General features: G+C 45.7%; 15 protein-coding genes. 13 read left to right on the top strand and 2 right to left on the bottom strand.

Annotated elements, in window-relative coordinates; translation table 11 throughout:
* Positions 1–20: 20 nt before the first annotated feature.
* The gene (locus QME20_RS07410; RefSeq protein ID WP_171337415.1) at positions 21–1,151 is read right to left on the bottom strand and encodes a PepSY-associated TM helix domain-containing protein; all 1,131 of its coding nucleotides are present in this window, start codon (positions 1,149–1,151) and stop codon (positions 21–23) included.
* A 170-nt stretch (positions 1,152–1,321) separates the two neighbouring features.
* On the opposite strand from QME20_RS07410, the gene QME20_RS07405 reads away from it, so the two are divergent.
* The 8 genes from QME20_RS07405 (at position 1,322) to QME20_RS07370 (ending at position 13,159) form a co-directional block, all read left to right on the top strand.
* Positions 1,322–4,657 carry an amidohydrolase family protein gene (locus tag QME20_RS07405; RefSeq protein WP_281715707.1) on the top strand — a complete coding sequence of 1,112 codons (3,336 nt, stop codon included), beginning with the start codon at positions 1,322–1,324 and terminating at the stop codon, positions 4,655–4,657.
* A 237-nt stretch (positions 4,658–4,894) separates the two neighbouring features.
* Positions 4,895–5,440 (top strand): hypothetical protein, encoded by a 546-nt coding sequence (locus QME20_RS07400; protein WP_014977561.1) that lies wholly within the window; start codon positions 4,895–4,897, stop codon positions 5,438–5,440.
* Positions 5,441–5,462: 22 nt separating this feature from the next.
* On the top strand, positions 5,463–6,719 hold the full coding sequence (locus tag QME20_RS07395) for a hypothetical protein (RefSeq protein ID WP_014950954.1): 1,257 nt from the start codon (positions 5,463–5,465) through the stop codon (positions 6,717–6,719).
* 77 nt (positions 6,720–6,796) lie between these two features.
* The gene (locus tag QME20_RS07390; RefSeq protein WP_281715706.1) at positions 6,797–8,245 is read left to right on the top strand and encodes a hypothetical protein; all 1,449 of its coding nucleotides are present in this window, start codon (positions 6,797–6,799) and stop codon (positions 8,243–8,245) included.
* Positions 8,246–8,256: 11 nt separating this feature from the next.
* On the top strand, positions 8,257–10,239 hold the full coding sequence (locus tag QME20_RS07385) for an SUMF1/EgtB/PvdO family nonheme iron enzyme (protein WP_281715705.1): 1,983 nt from the start codon (positions 8,257–8,259) through the stop codon (positions 10,237–10,239).
* A gap of 125 nt (positions 10,240–10,364) precedes the next feature.
* On the top strand, positions 10,365–11,135 hold the full coding sequence (locus QME20_RS07380; protein WP_014977564.1) for a MotA/TolQ/ExbB proton channel family protein: 771 nt from the start codon (positions 10,365–10,367) through the stop codon (positions 11,133–11,135).
* 15 nt (positions 11,136–11,150) lie between these two features.
* Positions 11,151–12,209: a vWA domain-containing protein gene (locus QME20_RS07375; RefSeq protein ID WP_014977565.1), complete on the top strand. Its 1,059-nt coding sequence runs from the start codon at positions 11,151–11,153 to the stop codon at positions 12,207–12,209.
* On the top strand, positions 12,209–13,159 hold the full coding sequence (locus QME20_RS07370) for a VWA domain-containing protein (RefSeq protein ID WP_014977566.1): 951 nt from the start codon (positions 12,209–12,211) through the stop codon (positions 13,157–13,159). The genes QME20_RS07375 and QME20_RS07370 overlap by 1 nt, the downstream gene beginning before the upstream one ends.
* Before the next feature lie 38 nt (positions 13,160–13,197).
* Here QME20_RS07370 and QME20_RS07365 read toward each other — a convergent pair whose 3' ends face one another.
* Positions 13,198–14,742, bottom strand: a complete 1,545-nt coding sequence (locus QME20_RS07365) for a hydroxymethylglutaryl-CoA reductase (protein WP_014977567.1) — start codon at positions 14,740–14,742, stop codon at positions 13,198–13,200.
* A gap of 418 nt (positions 14,743–15,160) precedes the next feature.
* On the opposite strand from QME20_RS07365, the gene QME20_RS07360 reads away from it, so the two are divergent.
* The 5 genes from QME20_RS07360 (at position 15,161) to QME20_RS07340 (ending at position 20,364) form a co-directional block, all read left to right on the top strand.
* Positions 15,161–16,414 (top strand): HlyD family efflux transporter periplasmic adaptor subunit, encoded by a 1,254-nt coding sequence (locus QME20_RS07360; RefSeq protein ID WP_075177843.1) that lies wholly within the window; start codon positions 15,161–15,163, stop codon positions 16,412–16,414.
* Positions 16,415–16,416: 2 nt separating this feature from the next.
* On the top strand, positions 16,417–18,684 hold the full coding sequence (locus tag QME20_RS07355) for a peptidase domain-containing ABC transporter (RefSeq protein WP_014977569.1): 2,268 nt from the start codon (positions 16,417–16,419) through the stop codon (positions 18,682–18,684).
* Complete coding sequence (locus tag QME20_RS07350; protein ID WP_014950963.1) at positions 18,681–18,992, top strand: helix-turn-helix transcriptional regulator; 312 nt, start codon at positions 18,681–18,683, stop codon at positions 18,990–18,992. Before QME20_RS07355 ends, QME20_RS07350 begins: the two co-directional genes overlap by 4 nt.
* Positions 18,993–19,039: 47 nt before the next feature.
* Positions 19,040–19,246 (top strand): hypothetical protein, encoded by a 207-nt coding sequence (locus QME20_RS07345; RefSeq protein ID WP_014977570.1) that lies wholly within the window; start codon positions 19,040–19,042, stop codon positions 19,244–19,246.
* A 110-nt stretch (positions 19,247–19,356) separates the two neighbouring features.
* A complete protein-coding gene (locus tag QME20_RS07340; protein ID WP_281715704.1) occupies positions 19,357–20,364 on the top strand; it encodes a hypothetical protein in 1,008 nt (335 codons plus the stop codon).
* Positions 20,365–20,407 lie beyond the last annotated feature (43 nt).

The following is a 20,407-nucleotide window of genomic DNA, read 5'->3' as shown; positions in this document are numbered from 1 at the left end:
GATAATGAAAATTATTCTCATTATCTAAAGTGGCGTTTATACCAAAAGTAAAACCCTGTTATCGTAAAAAACGCAGGGAGTAATGCGATTAATAACCAGATAAATTCAAGCAATGGGCCCGCGAAATCACCAATGTGAAACTTGTATTTGAAGTTCCAAACCTGCGTCGCTACATTCGCTTTTGATGCATCGTAATAACCCGTTATTTCTCCATTTTGAGGGTTTGTCCAAACCCAGCTGTAGGCGTGAGACTCGCCGGGGTTTTGCATTCTGAAACCTATGTGTTCGCCTGAATTTTTTGGGAAGTAAATGCGAAATAGTGACGCATTGGGAAACACCGCTATGGCGTTTTGATAAGATGTATCGATAGCCACTGAAGCACTACTAGCATCGTGGGATAACGGTTCAGGTACTGGCCTTTTCTCAACTTTTGAAAAAGTAACGGTTTCCACCACCTGCTGCGTAGCGCTTTTCCAATTAAACGCCATGCCACTAAAAGCGATGAGTATTAGTGGTATAGCCAAATAAACGCCCAGCACTGTATGAAGTTGATACATGAGAATTCGAAACTTGGCGCGGCGTTTAATCGCAAGGCGTTTTATTCTATTTTTTGGCTTTACCCAAAGGTAAAAACCCACAATTACTTCAAGAAGTAGAACTAAGGCACTAACAGACACCCAATTTCTAAGTGGCCTTTCGTTGTCACCATCTTGATACAACAGCCATCGATGGATAGCCATGGTGAACCCATAAAACGTGCTGTAATAATCGTATCTATGAAGTATTTCGGTAGAGTTGGGGTTTACGCTTACGTATTCGCCATTGTTGAGCTTCCCTTGCCAAGCGAGCTCAGGGTCTGACTCGGGCATTAAAAGCTCGACTTTCTGACCCGTCTCGTCTTCCAGCGCATTCACTATGTAAGAAAGGGGTAAGGGCGATTCGTGAGATTCTATGGTCCACTTCTCTGGTTGGACAAAGGTTTGGATATCTTTTGCATAAATTAGCAATGCACCGGTGATGCTAAGGCAAATAATAAATAACCCACATACCAGCGCTAATAGAAGGTGCAGTCGTCGTACCCAAAGTTTCAAAACAGCGCTCACAAATTGCGAAATAAACGCGAATAGTAACGATTCTCGAAAATTGGTCAATGAAAGTTAAACGCTAAAATCGTGCTTACAATCGCATAAGCTAAATGAATCTATCCTACTTTGCAGTAAGATTAACCTTAGTTTTACAATTCAAGAGTACGTATCTTCATGTTAAGTCATGTACTCTGATGTAGACAGAAAATAAATAACAAGCGGTTGGAAACACAATTATGATAACGACAAAGAAAAGTTTACTGGCCATCACGCTAGTAAGCGCCCTGGGCTTGGGCGTCGCACCTACTTTATACGCCCAAAACGACAGTGAAGAAAAAACAGAATCCGAGCTTGAAACGTGGGAAGTCAGCAACCCACCTTATGCATTAAACGAAGTCACTATCAAAACAAACGAAACCACGTGGTCTAGCTTAGACGTTGCACCAAACGGCGAGTTTATGGTTTTTGACATGCTGGGTGACTTGTACAAAGTGAGCATGAGTGGTGGCGATGCGACCCCGCTGACCCAAGACTTCGCATGGAATATTCACCCTTCAATTTCTCCAGACGGTAAACAGATCGCATTTATCTCGGATAAAGATGGGTTAAGTAACGTATGGGTTATGGACATTGACGGTAGTAATCTTCGTCAGGTAACCAAAGAGAAAAGCAATCTTATCCACTCTCCTAAATGGAGCCCAGACGGCGAATACCTAGTGGTAACCAAAGGCATCATGTCTAGCCGTAGTATTCCTGCGGGCGAGATTTGGATGTACCACAAATCAGGTGGTGACGGCCTACAAATTAAAGCTCGTAACAGCGGAAAGCGCGACCAACAAAACATTGCTGACCCTGTATTCTCTCATGACGGCAAGTATATTTACTTTACCGAAAATACGGTTCCGGGCGCCCGCTTTGAATATAACCGCGACCCGTTAGAAGGCATTTTTGCTATCACTCGCTACGACCGCGAAACCGGCGAAGAGAGCCGCTATATTAGCGGTACGGGCGGCGCTGTGGTTCCTACGCCTTCACCTGACGGTAAATACATCGCTTTTGTGCGTCGCGTTAAAGATAGAACCGCGCTTTTCATTAAAGACATCAAGACAGGTGTAGAAACACCACTGACGTTAGAACTAGAGCGAGATATGCAGGAAGGCTTTGGTTCGGAAGGTTACTTTGCCTACTTCGACTGGATGCCAGACAGCAGCGAAATCGTATATTGGACAGGCGGTAAGTTCCACACTATCAACGTGAAAGATAAATCCACCAGCACCATGGACGTGACCGTTGAAGGCACGGTGAAATTTGCCGATGCGTTACGCTTTGACGTAGATGTCGCGCCTGATGAATTTGACGTTCGCATGATCCGCTGGTCTCAAATGTCGCCCAACGGTAAATCCGTACTCTTCCAAGCGTTAGGTAAACTTTATGTGCGCGACGTTAAATCTGGCAAAATTAAGCGTTTAACGAAACAAAACGACCATGACGAATACTATCCGCGCTTTTCTAACGACGGAAAGTCGATTGTTTATACGACATGGAATGACCAAGACCTAGGCACCGTTCGCGTGGTTTCTGCTCGTGGCGGGAAAGGAAAGGTTATTACCCAGCAGCCAGGTCACTACATTGAGCCGTCGTTCTCTGCCGATGGCGAGAAAGTCGTCTTCCGCAAGTTTACGGGCGGCTACTTATTAGACCCCAAATACTCGGTTGAGCCAGGAATTTACGTAGCAGATCTTGAAGAAGACACCGTAGAAAAAGTCTCTGATGGCGGCTACAACGCGCATTTCGCGGGTAACGACGACCGAGTGTATTTCACCGAATCAGCGGGCGGCGAAGCTTACTACGAAACCCAGCTTTCAAGCGTTAACCTTAAGGGTAACGACAAGCGAACTCACCTTTACGGTGCAGATAAAGTAAGTGAGTACAAACTTTCACACGATAAGAAATGGGTTGCGTTTGTTTACCAATTCAAAACGTACGTGGCGCCGTTTGTCGAAAATGGCAAGCGCATCACCATAGGCCCGAACATGACCTCACTGCCGGTAACGCAGCTCTCAAGCCGTGCAGGTGAATACTTAACGTGGTCGCCTGACAATAGAACCCTTAGCTGGTTTAACGGCCCTACGCTATTTAGCCGTTCACTCGATGAAGCCTTTGCCTTTGTTGATGGCGCAGCGGAAACGCTGCCTGAGCCGGTAGCTGAAGGTATGGATTTGTCGTTTACCACTAAAGCTGACAAGCCATCTGGTTACAAAGCTTTGGTTGGCGGTAAAGTGGTAACCATGCGCGATGCCGACAACACCCAAGAGGTGATTGAAGATGGCGTTGTGCTGATTAAAGACAACCGCATTGAAGCAGTGGGTAAACGTGGCGATGTGACCATTCCTGATGATGCAATGAAAATAGACACAACGGGTAAAACCATTATCCCAGGGCTTGTTGATGCGCACGCTCACGGCTCGCAGGGCCGCAATGAGATTATTCCTCAGCAAAACTGGAGTCAGTACTCGAATGTGTCGTTCGGCGTAACAACCATTCATGATCCTTCAAACGACACGACAGAAATTTTTGCTGCGGCAGAATTACAGCGTAAAGGCGATATTGTTGCGCCACGTATCTACTCCACCGGCACGATTTTATACGGTGCAGAAGGACTAGGTTACAAAGCGATTATCAACAATTATGAAGATGCCTATTTCCACGTAGAGCGCTTGAAAGAAGCCGGTGCTATTTCAGTGAAAAGCTACAATCAGCCGCGTCGTGACCAGCGTCAGCAAGTGCTGTGGGCAGCAAAAAATCAAGAGATGATGGTAGTGCCTGAAGGAGGCGGTAAGCTTCAGCAGAATCTGACTATGTTGGTAGATGGCCATACGGGTCTTGAGCACAGCATTCCTGTGGAAAAAGGCTACAGCGACGTCACTCAACTATGGAAAGCCACGGAGTTCGGCTATACGCCAACCTTTGTTGTATCGTACGGCGGCATGATGGGTGAAGAGTACTGGTACGACAAAACTGAAGTGTGGAAGAACCCGCGTCTTCTTCGCTATATCCCGTCGACGATTCTAGACAGCCGTGCGATCCGCAGACCTACTGCGCCAGAAAATCAGTACAACCACCAAAACGTAGCAAGCTACGCCAAAGAGCTCCGAGATAATGGGGTCAGTGTACATATTGGTGCTCACGGACAGCGTGAAGGCTTAGCTGCTCACTGGGAGCTGTGGATCATGGAACAAGGCGGCTTTACGCCTTGGGAAGCGCTACGCGGCGGTACTATTGATGGCGCGAAACACCTAGGTATGGGCAAAGATCTTGGCAGTATCGAAAAAGGTAAACTTGCTGACCTAGTGGTGATTGATGGCGACGTATTAAGCGACATTAGAAAGAGTGAATTCGTAGAATACACTGTACTAAATGGACGCGTATACGAGTCGGCCACCATGAACGAAGTGGGCAGTAAGAAAAAACGCAAACCGTTCTTCTTTGAACAAGACAATGCCACCTTTATGCCGCAACAAACGGCAGATGATGTGGAAGCGAAAGCGCACCACTATCATTGGGAGCATTAATTCTGCGTCCAAAGGCCTGTAGCAATAAATAACATAAACTAGTAGGCCTTAATTAACCCAACGCTAAAGCCGACGAAAGCTTCCTGTTTCGTCGGCTTTTTATTTTCTGAATATGAAAACTTACCTGTGCATGTTTAAAACTGAGTTTAGTCTTAAGTAAAAGAGTGGTATAACTGCTTTAAGGATGGAGGGTAATATATGAACCACCCCAAATCAGATTAAAAGGACTTATTCGCCATGCAGTATTATTTGCCACTAGCATTACTGCTTAACGCACTCATTTTTGCTTCAGCTGGCGCTCAAACGAGCGAAGCCCCTACCTATTATCAAGATTGCGCCGTTCTCGATTTTGGCGAACAAGATCTATCTACGATGACAGAAGCGGAGAAAATACAAGCGTTAGACGACTCCTTATTTGGCGCGCTAAACCAAAGCGAAGAATGCATGAACTCAGCGGCGCAATCGAGCGCACAAAGCGTAGCTAGCGCGGCGGGTCAAGGTACAGGGCAAGGCGCTGGTGCGGGTAATACCTCGAGCACATCATCTTCGGGGGCAGGCGCTGGGCAGTCTAGCTCACAAAGCAGCACTGCGTCTCAAGAATCATCGACGAATACACAAACAACCACTTCAAGTTCTGATCCTTCAAAACAGTCTGTTGGAGGACAAGCGAAAGGTGGAAGTTCAGCGGTATGTGACGCCGTAATTGCCGGCTTGCAAGGAGCAACAACTGAGTCTGAAAAGGCGCATTTCCAAGCATTAAAAGAGCAATACGGTTGTAAATAAAAAATCAGAGGAAGGAAAGGATATGTCTTCATTTAAACCCAAGGCCCTGTTTACCGTGGTCGCAACAGCATCGTTTATACTCTTGAGCGGATGTGGCTCAACGCAGACTAATGTCACCAGTGTAGGACCATCTATGGTAGGCCCAGGGGGCGGTCAGGCGTTAGGCGCGCAAAAAAATACCTACAACTACAACTCCGAAATTTATATGGATGTTGCCATACCTGTGTTTGACCCGGGCTTTCCTACAGAACGTGATGGCACTATCGATTACGATGAAATAGAAGAGGAAGGGATTTGGCCTCAAGTGCGTCGCTTAGAAGCTAACCGCTTTGCGATAGCAACCAAAGAAGCCCTAGGTGAAACCAAATCTTTCGGCAGCATTAACGTAACGCCAGATGCTTCTGCACTTGCCGATGTTTACGTGCTGGGCAAAATTAATTACTCAGATACTGAAACTGTAGAAATTGGCGTGAAAGTGATGGACGCTAAAAACACAGTATGGGGTGAAGAAGAATTTGAATACCGCGTAAGTGAAGGCTGGTATCGCGATGCCATGTCTCGCGGCGAAAACCCTAACGGCCCAGTGTTCGAGCAAATTGCAAAATTCGTTTATGATTTGCTTATAAAGAAATCCGATGCTTACAAGCAAGAAGTGCAAATGGTGTCAGACCTGCGCTACGCACAAATGTATAGCCCTGAGTCGTTTAGCCAATACCTTACTCAAGGCAGAAGAGGTGAGATTGAGCTAGTAAGTGCGCCTTCAGATAGCGATCCAATGCTTCGTCGCGTGCGCGCCATACAGGCAAAAGACGAACAATTTATTGATAGCCTTCAAGAAACCTATGATTCTTTCTGGGTAACCACTGAAGAGCCATACCGCAAGTACCAGAAAGAGACACTTCCTGAAGCCAAGAAAATCAGAGAACTTGAAGCAGAGCGCACCACACAACAAGTCACGGCAGGGTTATTCGCAGTCGCGTCAGTGCTTTTAGGCTCTAACTCTAGCTCAACGGCTGGTCAAGTAGCCGCTGCAGGTGCTGGTATTGCCGCAATTGGTACACTGAGCGAAGCAATCAAAACTAACAAAGAGCTTCACGCCCAACGGGATCTATTCGATGAAATGGGTCAAAACCTTGATATTCAGGTAGCCGATCAAATTGTTGAAATAGACAATCAACGAATTGAGCTTCAAGGCACAGCAAGCGAACAATACTACCAGCTTCGCGCTCGCCTTAAAGATATCTATGACATGGAATCCACACCAATGACTGCGCTATAAGCCCAGTCGTTGGTGTTATCAAAACCATTAAATAAGATATCTATTCTATTGTTAAGTTAGAGAGTAAAGGGTTACGCATGCCAAGCGTTGAGCAACAAATAGAGCAAAGCAGAGCAAAGAAAAAGGCACTCATAAAAAAGTCACTGCTCGGTTTTTCACTGGTCATGTTGATAGGCGTCGCAGGCGTGCTCCTTATCTCATATATGCCTACTGTCACATCGAACGTTACGGACGCCACGGATGACACGACGGCAGTACCCCAAACCGCAAAAGCTACACCCGCTGTGGAAGTTAATGCAGAAGAACGAAAAACCCTTCAAATGGCGCTTAGCGAGTCAAAACAAAGTGTAAACGACTTGGTTAGTCGCGTTTCACACTCCCAGATGTTCTTAGAAAAAGCGAGTGAAGTTGAGCGCAAGTTGAATACTGCGTTTAATGAATATGGCGCGTCCAACTACAGCGCAGTTATAAATGCACTGGATGATATAAAGAGCTCAGTTGACACAATAAATACTGACTACGAAAACGCCTATACTCAACCTTATGAAGACGCCCTCCTTGCCTTCAATAACGGGAATGTTTCAAGCGCGTTTAACCTAAACAAAACGTCGTTAACGATAAACCCTGATTTCGAAAAAGCTAACATTTTGCAGCAACGCATTGATGTATTTGACGAGGTGCAAGACGCCTACGAGCAGGCACGCATTGGTAAGGTCGAGAACAACATCAGCAAACAGCGCGAAGCGTACGCAAAAATAGTACAGTTAGATCCTGCCCGTAAAGACGCACAGCAAGCACTTGATGCTATTAACCGGCAATTGCAAGACAGCCGATTTGATACGCTGCTAGCTCAGGCAAATCGAGCTATCGAGCAAGGTGACTACCCTGCTGCCGCAGAATTCCTCAATGACGCCAAAAGTCTAAAAGCTTCAAGCAGTGAGCTTGCCACCATTAGTAAAAAGCTCGCGTCTTTAATTGCTTCACAAGAGCAGCAGAAAATTGAAAATCAAGTCGCCTTGTTTGTCAGCGCAGATGAATGGCAAACCGTAAAGCTGCTAGCTAATAAAGGCCTCGCTAGCTTTCCAGCCAGCCCTGCTTTACTTGAGGCAAAACAAAATGCCGAAGCCATACTCGATGCAGAAAAAAGCTTGAGCGCTTACCAAAGGCGGCCAGAACGTTTATCGGATAACAATGTCAGAAATCTAGCCCTTAAAGACATTGCGCGAGCAGGTTCACATGCAGAAAAGAGCGCAAAACTGCGTGCCCAAATATCTTCACTTGAGCAAGTGATCGACAATATCAATCAGCCCCGCTCCGTAACAATAACGTCGGATAACGATACCTACATTAAAGTACTTGGAGTAGGTCTCGTGGGGGAAGTAAAAACAAAAACCATTCAGCTGAAACCTGGTACATATCGCATTGAAGGGAGCCGCGAAGGTTATCGCTCAACCATTCAAGAGATTGTTGTTTCACCGTCAGACACCAACCTATCAGTACATGTTGTATGTACTGAAAAAGTATAAGGACCTATCTAGTGAGCAGTATTGATGACGCCATAGCCAAAGGAAAGAAGCGAAGAAAAGGCGTTGCTATAGCTTCATTAATAGGACTGGCCGCCGTTCTCGTTGTTTATTTTGGCTGGCTGTTTCTAACCAAAGGTTATGCCTTTGCAGTTTCTCCAGAACGTGCAGCACAAAATCCGCAATTTGCTGTTTTAGGTGGTAGTGCGATGTTCATCAGTGACAAGCTTTACGTGTTTGGTAGCCATGCCAAAGTCCAGGTTTCGGCCCCAAAATATCAAGACGCCACGGTTGTTATTAACGACAACTCGCCAAGCACTATTAAAGTTACGCTCGTTCCTTTACCGGCAAAAGTCACCCTATCAACCTCCCCTTCGTTGAGTGAAATAACCTGGCATTTAAACGCTGAGAAAGTAGCGGTATCAAGAACCTACGTAACGAAATTAAAAAAGGGCAGCTACAGAGCAAGCGCCAGTCATCCGCATTATGAAACGGGTGAGATCCAATTTGATGCAGATATCGCGCAGGAAATTGAACAAGTTATTTCACTTTCTCCAGTTAAGGGCGCAATTAGCATAAACTCAAGCCCTTCTGGTGCTAATGTCTCCCTTGACGGTAAAGATATGGGTGTCACGCCACTTTCTATTAATATGAATGGCGGTAAGTACGAAATTGTCGTGACGAAGTCAGGGCTAGAGCCATTGGAAGACACCGTTGAAGTCACTAGCCAACGCCCTAACCCGACAAGAAACTATAACCTTCAACCCCTTCAAGCACAGATAACAGTTTCGACAGACCCTCAAGGCGGCGTACTTACAGTAAATAATAAACCGACTGATACAAGATCTCGTGTGGATGCGAATACGCCACATATCGTCAAGTATGAAAAAACCGGATTTATTTCACAAAGCCAGCGGATCACGCTAGCTCCCGGCGAGAACAAAGCGCTTACCTTCAACCTTCAAGAAGAGCGAGGACAAGTGAATATAAGCGCGTCGTTAAGTGCAAAAGTTTTCATCGACGGTTCACCTAAAGGTCAAACGCCGCTTAATTTAACGCTTCAAGCTTTACCGCACACAGTAACATTCGAACGTGAAGGATATCGCAGTGTTACCAAGACTATTACACCTAGTGCAAACAAGCCGGTGAAAGTACACGCTGATATGCTTACAGAGTTTGAAGCAAGACGGCGTGAAGGTAAGCCGCTTTTTGCAAATACACTGGGTATTCAACTTTCGCTTGTTACACCCAAAGCCTTCACTATGGGCTCTCCTGCAAACGAAAAGGATCGCCAGCGCAATGAAACGCAAAGAGACGTATCTTTTTCGCGTAAATTCTGGATGTCTAATCACGAGGTTACTCAGGCGCAGTTCGCCGCGTTCGCAGGGAAAGGGCCTAGCAGCAAGCTACCGATCACGAATGTTTCGTGGAGTGATGCGGTTGCGTTTACAAATTGGCTAAGCGAGAAGGAAGGACTAACACCGTTTTATGTTGTTCAAAATGGCAGAGTAACGGGTATTGATAAAACCTCGAAAGGCTATCGTTTACCTACGGAAGCCGAGTGGGAATTCGTTGCAAAAATGAATCGCCGAGCATCACCAACAATCTTTGTTTGGGGTAATCAGTTTAGGCTTCGCGATAAACAAGGTAACTTCGCTGATGCATCGCTAAGTGGGAAACAGACCTTCATTTTAAAAGACTACGATGACGGATTTGTCGACAAAGCCCCTGTTGGTTCGTTCAAAGCTGAACGCGGTGGATTCTACGATTTAGATGGCAATGTGCGTGAGTGGGTCCACGATGTTTACCAGAATTCACCATCAAACCAGTCTGGTACTTTTGACGACTACCTAGGCCCTGTTGGACAAGGTAAACACGTAGTAAAAGGCGCGTCGTTTCAAACGGGTCGGCTTAAAAATATTCGCGCAAGCGCGCGCAGCGGTGAGACTGAACCTGCTGACGATATAGGCTTTCGCATAGCGAGATACGAGAATTAATATGAAAAAGAAACTGATCATTGCTGCAGTATTGTTGGCCATTGCGGGCACCGCAAGTGCGTACTTTGTATCGTTAGATTCGCCGCAAGACTTTCCAACTAACATTTAACTATCAAGGAATGATGATGAATAAAGAGAATACGTTGTCAATGAACCCCAGCTTTCTTGTAAGTGGCGGGGTCTTTCTATTTATATTTGCCTTGGTACATTTCCTATTTGCCGGTGTCATTCGCCCCGCGGCCGAAAAAGTCATGGCAACGGCTGGCACAGCGTCCCTATCCTCTTTCTGGGTTATTCTTAAAGATATCGAGCAACAGGTTTGTATCTCGCTGATGCTGTTTTGCATTTTCCTAATGGTTTACAAACTTTGGAAGCTGCTGGATGAAGAAGAGATTTACTCACGAGACTTACTGCCTGAGCACAACAAAGATACGCCACTAAATGTAGATAAAGCGTTAGATGAGCTTTCGTCTTCATCTTATAGCGACACCCCCGCATACAGCACGTGGATAAACTGCATTAGACGCTTTAAAAACACACAGAACGTGCAGCATGCTGCCGATGCAATCCACGCTTCGGTAGAAAATATTGCTGCCCAGCTTGAAAGTGGTAATAACGTGATTCGCTACATAATCTGGGCTATTCCTTCGATTGGTTTCGTTGGCACTGTTCGCGGTATTGGCGCAGCCCTTGCGCAAGCAGACGCAGCCCTAGATGGTGATATCGCGGGAATGACGGCTTCGCTGGGCGTTGCGTTCAACTCTACGCTCGTCGCGCTTTTTATATCGCTTATATTAATGTTGTTAATGCACCTGTTAAATGGTCGCCAAGACACTATGGTAATTCGCACACAAGAGTCTTGTGAACACCACCTTCTGTCACACCTTCACAACTAATTAGGCGAGACAGTAATGCCTAAAGTGCGTAAAGCCGAAGACGGATTTAACCTGGCGTTTTTAGACGTTATGGCCTGTGGCCTTGGCGCGGTTATTCTTATTTTCATTCTGGTCGACTTTAAAGCGTTTACACCTACACCAACTGAAGAGAAAGAAAAATTAGAGCAGGAACTCGCCGCCGCAGAGCAAGAACAACAAAAACTCAAAAAGTCGATTGACGAATTAAACGATAAAATTGCCCTTGAGTCAGCGAAGCAAGACGATGCTCAGCAAGCGCAAGCAGATACAACGCAAGACCAGTCAAAACTACTGCAAGATATCTCTACAGAAATGGCAGTAGTGGCTGATCTTGAAAACCAGCTAGCCGCATTGTCTAAAGAAGTAGAAAAGTCAGCCAACATTCAAATGCAAGGTACCGGCGAACAGAACTACATCACTGGCATGAAAATAGAGGGCCCGGAAATAGGTCTGCTAATTGACAAAAGTGCGTCAATGATGGGCGACAACTTGGTGGATATTTTAGGCAAGTTAGCGTTGAGTGATAGCCAGAAGGTCTCTACGCCGAAGTGGATACGCACCAAACGGGTAGCCCAATGGATGCTCGCGCGAGTCCCTTTAGAATCAAGAGTCACCGTAGTGACTTTTTCAGACACCGCTACCACACTAGGCCTTCGTGATGTAAATAGTGCCAAAGTCAGCGGTTCGATGAACGCAATAGTTAAAGACCTCGGTGCTGTCGTCCCCAATGGAGGAACAAATCTTCAAGAAGGTTTAAGCATTTTATTTAAAGCTAACCCAAACATCACCGATGTGTATATTGTCACCGATGGCCTTCCTACCTTGGGTGACGGACTACCTATGAGCTGCAAAAGCTTCATTAGTAGTAAAAAGTCAATTTCATCAGATTGCCGTAAGACCTTATTTGTTGAAACCGTTAAGCGCGCTAAGAAAGGCGTGCATTATAATGTGATTTTGCTGCCCATTGAGGGCGATCCTTTTGCTTCACCTATGTACTGGGAATGGACCCGCGCAACAAGCGGCACTTTCCTATCACCTGCTCCGGAGTGGCCTTAATGCGCAAAATTCAACGAGCCCCCGTTGAGGTATTCAACATTGCCTTTCTCGACATAATTTCCTGTGCTTTCGGCGCCGTAGTTATGCTGGTGCTTCTGGCCAAAAACGGTACTGAAGACACCGAGCGCGGCCCTAGTAACGTAAGCGTTCTTATTGACCAGGTATTACAGGCTCAAGTTGATGTGGAAACGCTCAAAGGCGCACTGTCAGATAAGCAACAAGAACTGAAAGCAGCACAAAGCAAAACGGCTTCCGTCACGGAACAGAAAGACAATTTAGACTCATCGATACCACGCGCACAACAAACCATTAATCAACTGAAAGACAAAGCTTCGTCGCTGCGTAACGAAATACGCCAAGCAACCGCTATGTTAAATACGCCGAATCCGACAGATACCCCTGACGATGATGTTGGTGGAATTCCCACCGATGCTGAGTACGTTATTTTTGCTATCGATAACTCGGGTTCCATGTCCTCTGGCAGTGGTTGGAATCGCGTGATCACCATCGTAAACGACATTTTAAAAAACCATCCTAAAATGAAAGGTTTTCAGATTATGTCTGCTGACGGAAGCTTTATGTTTTCCAGTAGAGCTGGGCAATGGCTAGATGACAGACAAACAATGAGAGATACCGCAATGAGCCAAATGAAGAGCTTTAAAGGAGGGGCGAGTCAGCCTGAAGCGGGGATCCTTAAAGCCATCAAGCTGTATAAAAACACCAAGGGGCGCGTGAGTCTTTACGTGTTTGGTGATGATTATCAAAGGCCGAATTTAGATCAGATTGTAAGTCAGATTACCCAAGCTAACCAGGGTGCCAATGGACAGCCTGTTATTCGTATACACGGCGTAGGCTTTAGCCGAAGTAATGGAAACGCACAGCGCTTCAGTGCATTTATGCAGGCGGTGGCGAAGCGAAACCGCGGCGCTTTCATCGGCCAATATTTTTAGTCTCTATTGGCCGATGAATCGCCTCGTTGGCCAAGGTTTTATCTGTTTCGGCCATACTGTTCGTGTGACGACACCCAGTCTGACGAACTAATGGCTGATGCTAGTGATATCTCTCCAGCCAACACCACAGACGCCACAATTTCTGCAAATTTATACACGCGATCTCGCCCGTAGCAATCCAGCAACTCTAAGCACTCGCGCTGTGTACCTATTCCTGTACCACCGCCATACGTCGCTACGATGAGCGATGGAATGGTAATAGACACGTACAGGTCACCGTCGTCTGTTAATTCTGAATACATCATTGCCGCCGACGATTCAGATACGTTTGCAACATCCTGCCCTGTGGCGATAAACATAGCAGTAATACCGTTTGGTGAATGCAGACCCGTGTTATTCACACCAGACAAGAAAGATCCTACGCCAGCTACACGGCCGTGATAATCTATCTGTTTGGGGTCTACGCGCATTACTTCTAATAAATGTTCGCGTTTAATAGTGGCTTCAGCTGTCACCCGTTTACCACGGGTACGCATAATATTTATTTGAGAGGCCTTTTTGTCTGTAGCAAAGTTAGACTCAAGGTAGAAATTCTCTATCCCCTCATAATGATCAAGTATCCACCCGCATGCTGCGAAGGTAGCACGGCCAACCATGTTTTGACCCGCTGCGTCACCGGTCTTAAAGTTAAAACGCAAAAACGCAAATTTGTTCGATAGGAAATGGTCGATATACGTCAGCTTAGCAATACTTGAGGTCGCTTCTGCTTCTTCCTTAATCTTTTCAAAGTTTGCTTTAATCCATTTAACGAAATCTCTGGCACCTCGTGCATTTTCAAAAATAAATACAGGGGCTCGCTGCATAGCATCGTCGACGACCGTTGCCGTTACGCCACCGCTCATGTTAAGCAGCTTCATGCCTCGGTTGTACGATGCCACCAGCGTACCTTCGGTAGTCGCTAACGGCACGACAAACTCCCCTTGTGCATGCTCTCCGTTTATCTTCAACGGCCCTGCAATACCAATAGGAACCTGCGCCACGCCAATAAAATGCTCAATATTCCCCTTAAGCGCTTGTGGGTCGATTGAGTACTTACCTACGTGATCAATTTTCTTTCCGGTGGCGCTTTCGAAATATTCTTGGCGTGTTTTTATAATACTTTCGCCGTAGTCATCCATGTCGTCACGAGGAATAAAAGCGCTGCGTTGTCCTGGCGCAGTAATATTGTCTTCCACTTCAAATTTAAGCTTTCCAAAAGGCGAAGCAGAAAAGCAAATACCCAGTTTTCGCTTTTCTGGGCACGGCGCTTCATCAATATCTAAATGCACGGTAATGGTTTGACGCAAGCCAAAGGGCTCTCCGTCTGATTTATTTAATGCTTCTATGGAAATACTGGAGTCGGGAGTTAACTGGAGTGAAATTTTATGCTCTGGAATTTTTTCGCCATCAAGAGATATCCACTTTACTTCTTTAATGGTTGCGTCTTTCAATCTGTTTTTCAGAGAAAAAGATAAGCCTTTATCTGTCTTCGTAAGACTTGCGCGTGTATAGAGTTGCTTTAAAAGTATGCTGGGCACAAACATGAGGCTTCCTTCTGTGTGTTTTTACCGTGTTATTTTCATATTCCTTTGTTTTTTATAGCACATTCTTTATACAGCTCTATGACTTCTTTGTATTTTACTGGCAATTATTTGTGTCTGAATCACTTCTAAATTTGAGCCAGCCGCTTTCAAAAATGCGCCAACACCAGTGAAACCGTGTGCTACTGAAATATAGACCTTAGCAGTAATTCATCAAGTTCCCAACCCACCTAAAGTGAACACCGTCACCGCAGTAATGTTGACCACAAGGTATCTGGTAGTAACAAAACGGAGGCGTCAAGGACTGTGATGCCAAGGAGAAAAAGCCTAAACGGAAGTGGCGGCCAGATACCTTTAACGTGACCCAAACAAAGTTAGATAAGCACTGCAACGCAAATGCATAAACAAAAAAGGAATGGAGATGAGAACAGGACTGTTTAGAAAGGAAGTCATTGATGAGCAATCAAATGCTGTTGATGGACGTTTTTTAATGACCCCAAAACCTGTTTATTCTGCAATAGCTGGCCTGCTTGTGGTCTGGATTTTGGCAGTGATTATTTATCTAAATACGGGAAGCTACGCACGAAAGGCATCAGTGAGTGGATGGCTGGAACCCAATCATGGCGTTTTTAAGCTCTATGCCGATGCAAGGCGCGGCAAAGTGCTTGATGTATTGGTCAGTGAAGGTCAATTAGTGAGTAAGGGCGCGCCGCTAATTAAGATCAACTACAGTAGCGATGATGCATCAGGTAATAAAGTTAGCACGCAGTTGCTCGCTGAGCTTGAAGCAAAGCAGCATCGAACACGTCAAAGTATTCAACGTCTTGATGTGTTGCATAGAGCGCAGCGACAAGGCTTAGAAGAACAACTAAGCCAAGCCAAACGGGCATTAACGGCTTTAGACGCCATCGTTGAATTGTCGCAAACCCAGTGGGCACTAGCACTAAAGCAGTGGGAGAAAGCGCAAACCTTACTTAATCAAGGGCACATTAGCCAAGCAGACTATGAAAACCATACGCTACAAAGATTGACCGCCGAACAACAGCTTACGTTGGCCCAAAAAGACCAAAATGACGAAAAGGCGAATATCGCTGCTCTCCACCATGAACTTGCCACTTTGCCTCAACAGCAGGCCAATGAAATGGCAAACGTGGAGAACACCTTGAGCGATCTCACGCAGCAAATAGTAAGTCACAAGAGTAACGCAGAAGAAACGATTTATGCGCCTCACAATGGCGTGATATCCGGCCTTCAAGTAAAGGCGGGATATACCATCGATAGCTCTCGCCCGCTTCTTACCTTACTGCCTAAAAATGCTGACATTCAAGCGCGTATTGCAGTTCCCGTGCGGTCTGCTGGATTTTTACGCAAAGGCCAAGCCCTGCATATTCGATACGACGCATTTCCTTATCAAAAATTTGGTGTGCAGTCAGGCGAGATAGTGAACATTTCACCTTCGTTGGTGCTACCTGGTGAGCTTACCGACATCCCTATTTCTATTAGTGAACCCGCTTATCTTGTTACTGCAACGCTAAATACAAAAGAAATATTGGCTTATGGAAACAATATTTCACTGAAAGCTGGGATGACATTTTCTGCAGACGTAGATTTAAGTCAACGTACGTTGATGGAGTGGTTAATGGAACCACTGTATAGCATTACTGGGAAGCTGTAATCATGATGAACATTACACACCCACTTTCAACGCAAATCCTTTATACAAAAAAGCGTGTGCCCGTTGTACTGCAAAGCGAAGCAGCTGAGTGTGGACTTGCTTGTATGACTATGATTGCGCAGTACTATTCTGATAAACGTGATCTAAATGCTCTACGTCAGACTGTGTCTGTGTCGCTACGAGGCACTACGTTAAAAGACGTAATGCGCATTGCAAGTGATTTGGGTTTCCAAACCCGCGCCATCAAGATAGAAATGGAGCACTTAGCGCAATTATCTTGCCCTGCAATTCTACATTGGAACATGAATCACTTTGTTGTGTTAACTAAAGTGAAAGGAAAAACCCTTACCATTCACGACCCCGCGCTTGGAGAAAGAAAACTCACTTATTCTGAGGCGTCGAAGTACATTACCGGTATTGCACTTGAAGTCACGCCTAGCGACACATTTAGTCCCAAGAAGTCCGCGCCACGTTTGGGTCTTAGTCAATTCTTCACTCGAACAACAGGGTTTAAGCGCAATCTTCTAACCCTTTTTGCGTTATCGATTGTGTTGCAGTTATTTGCACTTGCTTCACCCTATTACATGCAAACAGTCGTAGATGATGTATTGATTTACAACAACGATGCATTACTGAAAGCGCTGGCAATAGGGTTTGCCCTGCTACTAATAATAGAAACTTTTACTAGCGGGATAAGAAAGTTCGTTATTCTGTCGGTGTCGTCTCGCCTTCAGCTTCAAATGTCGGCGTCGGTATTTAAGCACTTATTATCGCTTCCCTTGGACTACTTCGACAAGCGACATATTGGCGATGTGGTATCCCGCTTTGGCTCACTGGCGAGTATTCGTGAGTTCCTAACCACCGGCCTGGTTACTGCGCTGTTAGACGGGCTCATGGCAGTGATCACACTAGCAGTAATGATTTTATATTCGCCCAAACTCACTCTGGTTGTAGTGGCGATCATGCTTGCCTACCTCGCCGTTCGTCTTGGACTGCTGCCGTTTATTAAACGTCTTACAACTGAACGCATTGCGCTTGCAGCATTAGAACAAAGTCACTTTATGGAAAGCGTACGCGCTATCCTACCTATTCGCGTATACAGCCAAGAAGTACAGCGCCACGGGCAGTGGCAAAACAAGCTTGTCGCCACGCTAAACAAAGACATCACTCTTGGAAAAATCAACATAGGCAGCGCACTGACCAATCAGCTATTGTTTGGCGCTGAAAATTTGGTCGTTGTGTATATTGGTGCCAGCCTGGTTATGGAAGGAACCCTTTCGATAGGGATGCTGCTGGCATTTATGGCGTACAAAGCTCGCTTTGTCAGCGCATTAGATGGCGTAGTTAACAAGCTGATTGAGCTTAGTATGTTAGGTGTTCACTTCAACCGCTTAAGCGACATTTTACTTACACCATCACAGCAGAAGCCTCTGTCGTTAAAAACTAAGGACGATACATTTGAAAAACAAAACGTTCATTTTAGCAATGCAGACGTCCCCAACTCATCCACGTCCAACTCACTTGCACCTAACGTTTTAACACCTGATGGCGCAAGTACGCCCTCGCTTCTTGATGCCAAAACTCGCCCTGTAGCGCTTAAAGCGACGGCGCTCAGTTATCGCTACAGTGAAACCAATGCGTGGGTGTTTAAAAATCTAATGTTCTCGGTACATAGCGGAGAGATCGTCGCAATCACAGGCGATAGCGGCTGTGGAAAAAGCACAATGCTTAAGTGCCTGATGGGACTGTACCCTGTTTCAGAAGGCAATATCGAACACCCAAGCTCTACAAACCCAGTCATCGCGTCAGTGCTTCAGGAGGATACCTGTTTAAGCGGCACCATCGCGCAAAATATCTGTTGTTTTGAAGAAGCTCCCGACCTCAAGAAAATGGTTTACGTCGCTCAGCTTGCCTGTATCCATGAAGAAATCATGCAAATGCCTATGCAATACCACTCCTTGGTCGGTGATATGGGTAGCAGCTTAAGTGGTGGTCAAAAACAGCGCCTGCTTCTAGCAAGAGCGCTTTACCAAGAGCCAGACATTTTATTTTTAGACGAAGCAAGCAGTCACCTAGATATGGAAAACGAGGCTCAGATAAATCATCACCTTAAGTCTCTAAATATGACGCGAATTATTGTGGCACATCGGCCTCAATCAATTGCCATGGCAGACAAGGTTTATCGTCTGGAAAACGGCAACTTACATCTATGCCCTCCCACTGAAGTAACAGGAAGCGCAACATCAGGTAAACACGGAGAAACACTATGAAAACACATGAAATCAGAGAACCCGCAGTATTGATGACAGCAGCTGAACGCATGCAAATAGATGCGAACGGCATTACCGCCCGGAACAGCGTTATCCCCATTGACTGTTTATCAAAACGCGAACTACAAGTTGCACACAAAATAATGGAAGGACGCTCAAATAAGGTTATTGCCTCAGAGCTATTCATCAGTGAAAGGACCGTCAAATTTCACTGCGCCAACATTTACAAAAAGCTCAACATTAGCAACCGTTCTGTGCTTATTGCCTGCTGTTTTAGAACCCTTTACCAAGAAGTGGCTTCGCTATAAGCGTGTCCACTTCATTACTCACCACGCCACTACAAGGAGCGTACATTATGAAAAACCATCCATTAACTCAGAACCAACCAGCAAATACTAAGCTTGCTACCGTTGCTGAATCTCAGCTATTTGAGGTATCCGGCGGACTACGAGCTCGCCTAAGTGAAAGTGTGCCGGTAGTCGGTCCAACACCTAAAGAGCCCGTTTACATAACCATGGCTATTGGTGAAGGCGGCGGCAAACTACCTGATATTTTGTCGTAACTTACCGCTTATCAAAGTCAACACATGGATACGGTTTAGACAGTATCCCATGTGTTGCTTTAAGGGCTACTAGATTCTATGAACACTTAAAACGCTAGCAAGGAACGCAAATGCACGTCGCACTACTAGGCAGTGAGCAAGACCCACAAATTCAACATATAGCCAAAGCACTTCACCAAAATAACACGCCCTTTTATTTCGCCAATACGCAACATTTTGGTTCTACTTGGAAGATCAGCTATGACCCTGACTTCGATGACGGGCTAATTCATTTCAATTCGCCTTCACTTTGCGACCAACCTAGAGTTACGTTCTCGAATACCCAGGCCGCTTATTGGCATGAGTACCTACCTGGCATACCGCTAAAAGCCCCTCGTGATAATGCTAAAAACGATGCCAGTGCAGATGCTCAAACACAAGGTGATAGACCTCATGATGGTGAATCTACTTTGCTAGAAAACGCAGGGTGGGTTGAGCAGGAGCGAGCAAGTACGCTACTTTGCTGGTTCAGCTATAGCGACATTAAATGGGTGAACTCTATCGACGCTGTTCGAAGCCACCAGTGTAAACCTTATCAATCGCGTATTGCTGGCAAACTAGGAGCACATATTCCCTACACCTTTGTTGGCAATGCACCCGAGGTTGCTTCGCAGTTTTGTAACAATATGCGAGACGTTATTTACAAGCCCGTACGCGGCGGTCGAACTGCGCAGTTTGTGAATAAACAACCAAACATGCGCCCGTTACTCAATGCGCTTTTAGGTGAACGCCCTGTTACCTTTCAAAAATATATTGCAGGCGTGAATGTACGAAGCTATGTGCTTGGCAATGACGTACTCAGCGTACAAATCGACTCAAGTGAATTAGATTACAGGAATGACGACAACGCCAGTGTGTCAGTAACCCTAGTCCCCAGAGATGTTCAGCAGCTAGCTGTCAAAATATGCAAAGCATTAGGTATGCACTGGTGTGCGATAGACTGGCGTAAAAGTGCAAAGGGAAAATACTTTTTTTTAGAGGCCAACCCCAGCCCTTATTTTTTGAAAATAGAAAACGATACTGGCTTGGATATTACGAGTAGGCTTATAGAACTTCTGTCAGATACAACGTTTAGCTGAGCTCCTCATCAAAGTAGCAGACCACATCTCTGTGATCTGCTCA

The sequence above is a fragment of the Alteromonas sp. CyTr2 genome (assembly GCF_947311905.1).
In the GTDB taxonomy this organism is placed as follows: domain Bacteria; phylum Pseudomonadota; class Gammaproteobacteria; order Enterobacterales; family Alteromonadaceae; genus Alteromonas; species Alteromonas macleodii.
This window is presented reverse-complemented; position numbering and strand designations above follow the sequence as displayed.

Bases quoted from the DNA above. Each gene is read 5' to 3' on its own strand.
- QME20_RS07405 (WP_281715707.1), top strand. From the start codon at position 1,322: ATGATAACGACAAAGAAAAGTTTACTGGCCATCACGCTAGTAAGCGCC.
- QME20_RS07400 (WP_014977561.1), top strand. From the start codon at position 4,895: ATGCAGTATTATTTGCCACTAGCATTACTGCTTAACGCACTCATTTTT.
- QME20_RS07395 (WP_014950954.1), top strand. From the start codon at position 5,463: ATGTCTTCATTTAAACCCAAGGCCCTGTTTACCGTGGTCGCAACAGCA.
- QME20_RS07390 (WP_281715706.1), top strand. From the start codon at position 6,797: ATGCCAAGCGTTGAGCAACAAATAGAGCAAAGCAGAGCAAAGAAAAAG.
- QME20_RS07380 (WP_014977564.1), top strand. From the start codon at position 10,365: ATGAATAAAGAGAATACGTTGTCAATGAACCCCAGCTTTCTTGTAAGT.
- QME20_RS07375 (WP_014977565.1), top strand. From the start codon at position 11,151: ATGCCTAAAGTGCGTAAAGCCGAAGACGGATTTAACCTGGCGTTTTTA.
- QME20_RS07370 (WP_014977566.1), top strand. From the start codon at position 12,209: ATGCGCAAAATTCAACGAGCCCCCGTTGAGGTATTCAACATTGCCTTT.
- QME20_RS07365 (WP_014977567.1), bottom strand. From the start codon at position 14,742: ATGTTTGTGCCCAGCATACTTTTAAAGCAACTCTATACACGCGCAAGT.
- QME20_RS07360 (WP_075177843.1), top strand. From the start codon at position 15,161: ATGAGAACAGGACTGTTTAGAAAGGAAGTCATTGATGAGCAATCAAAT.
- QME20_RS07355 (WP_014977569.1), top strand. From the start codon at position 16,417: ATGATGAACATTACACACCCACTTTCAACGCAAATCCTTTATACAAAA.
- QME20_RS07350 (WP_014950963.1), top strand. From the start codon at position 18,681: ATGAAAACACATGAAATCAGAGAACCCGCAGTATTGATGACAGCAGCT.
- QME20_RS07345 (WP_014977570.1), top strand. From the start codon at position 19,040: ATGAAAAACCATCCATTAACTCAGAACCAACCAGCAAATACTAAGCTT.
- QME20_RS07340 (WP_281715704.1), top strand. From the start codon at position 19,357: ATGCACGTCGCACTACTAGGCAGTGAGCAAGACCCACAAATTCAACAT.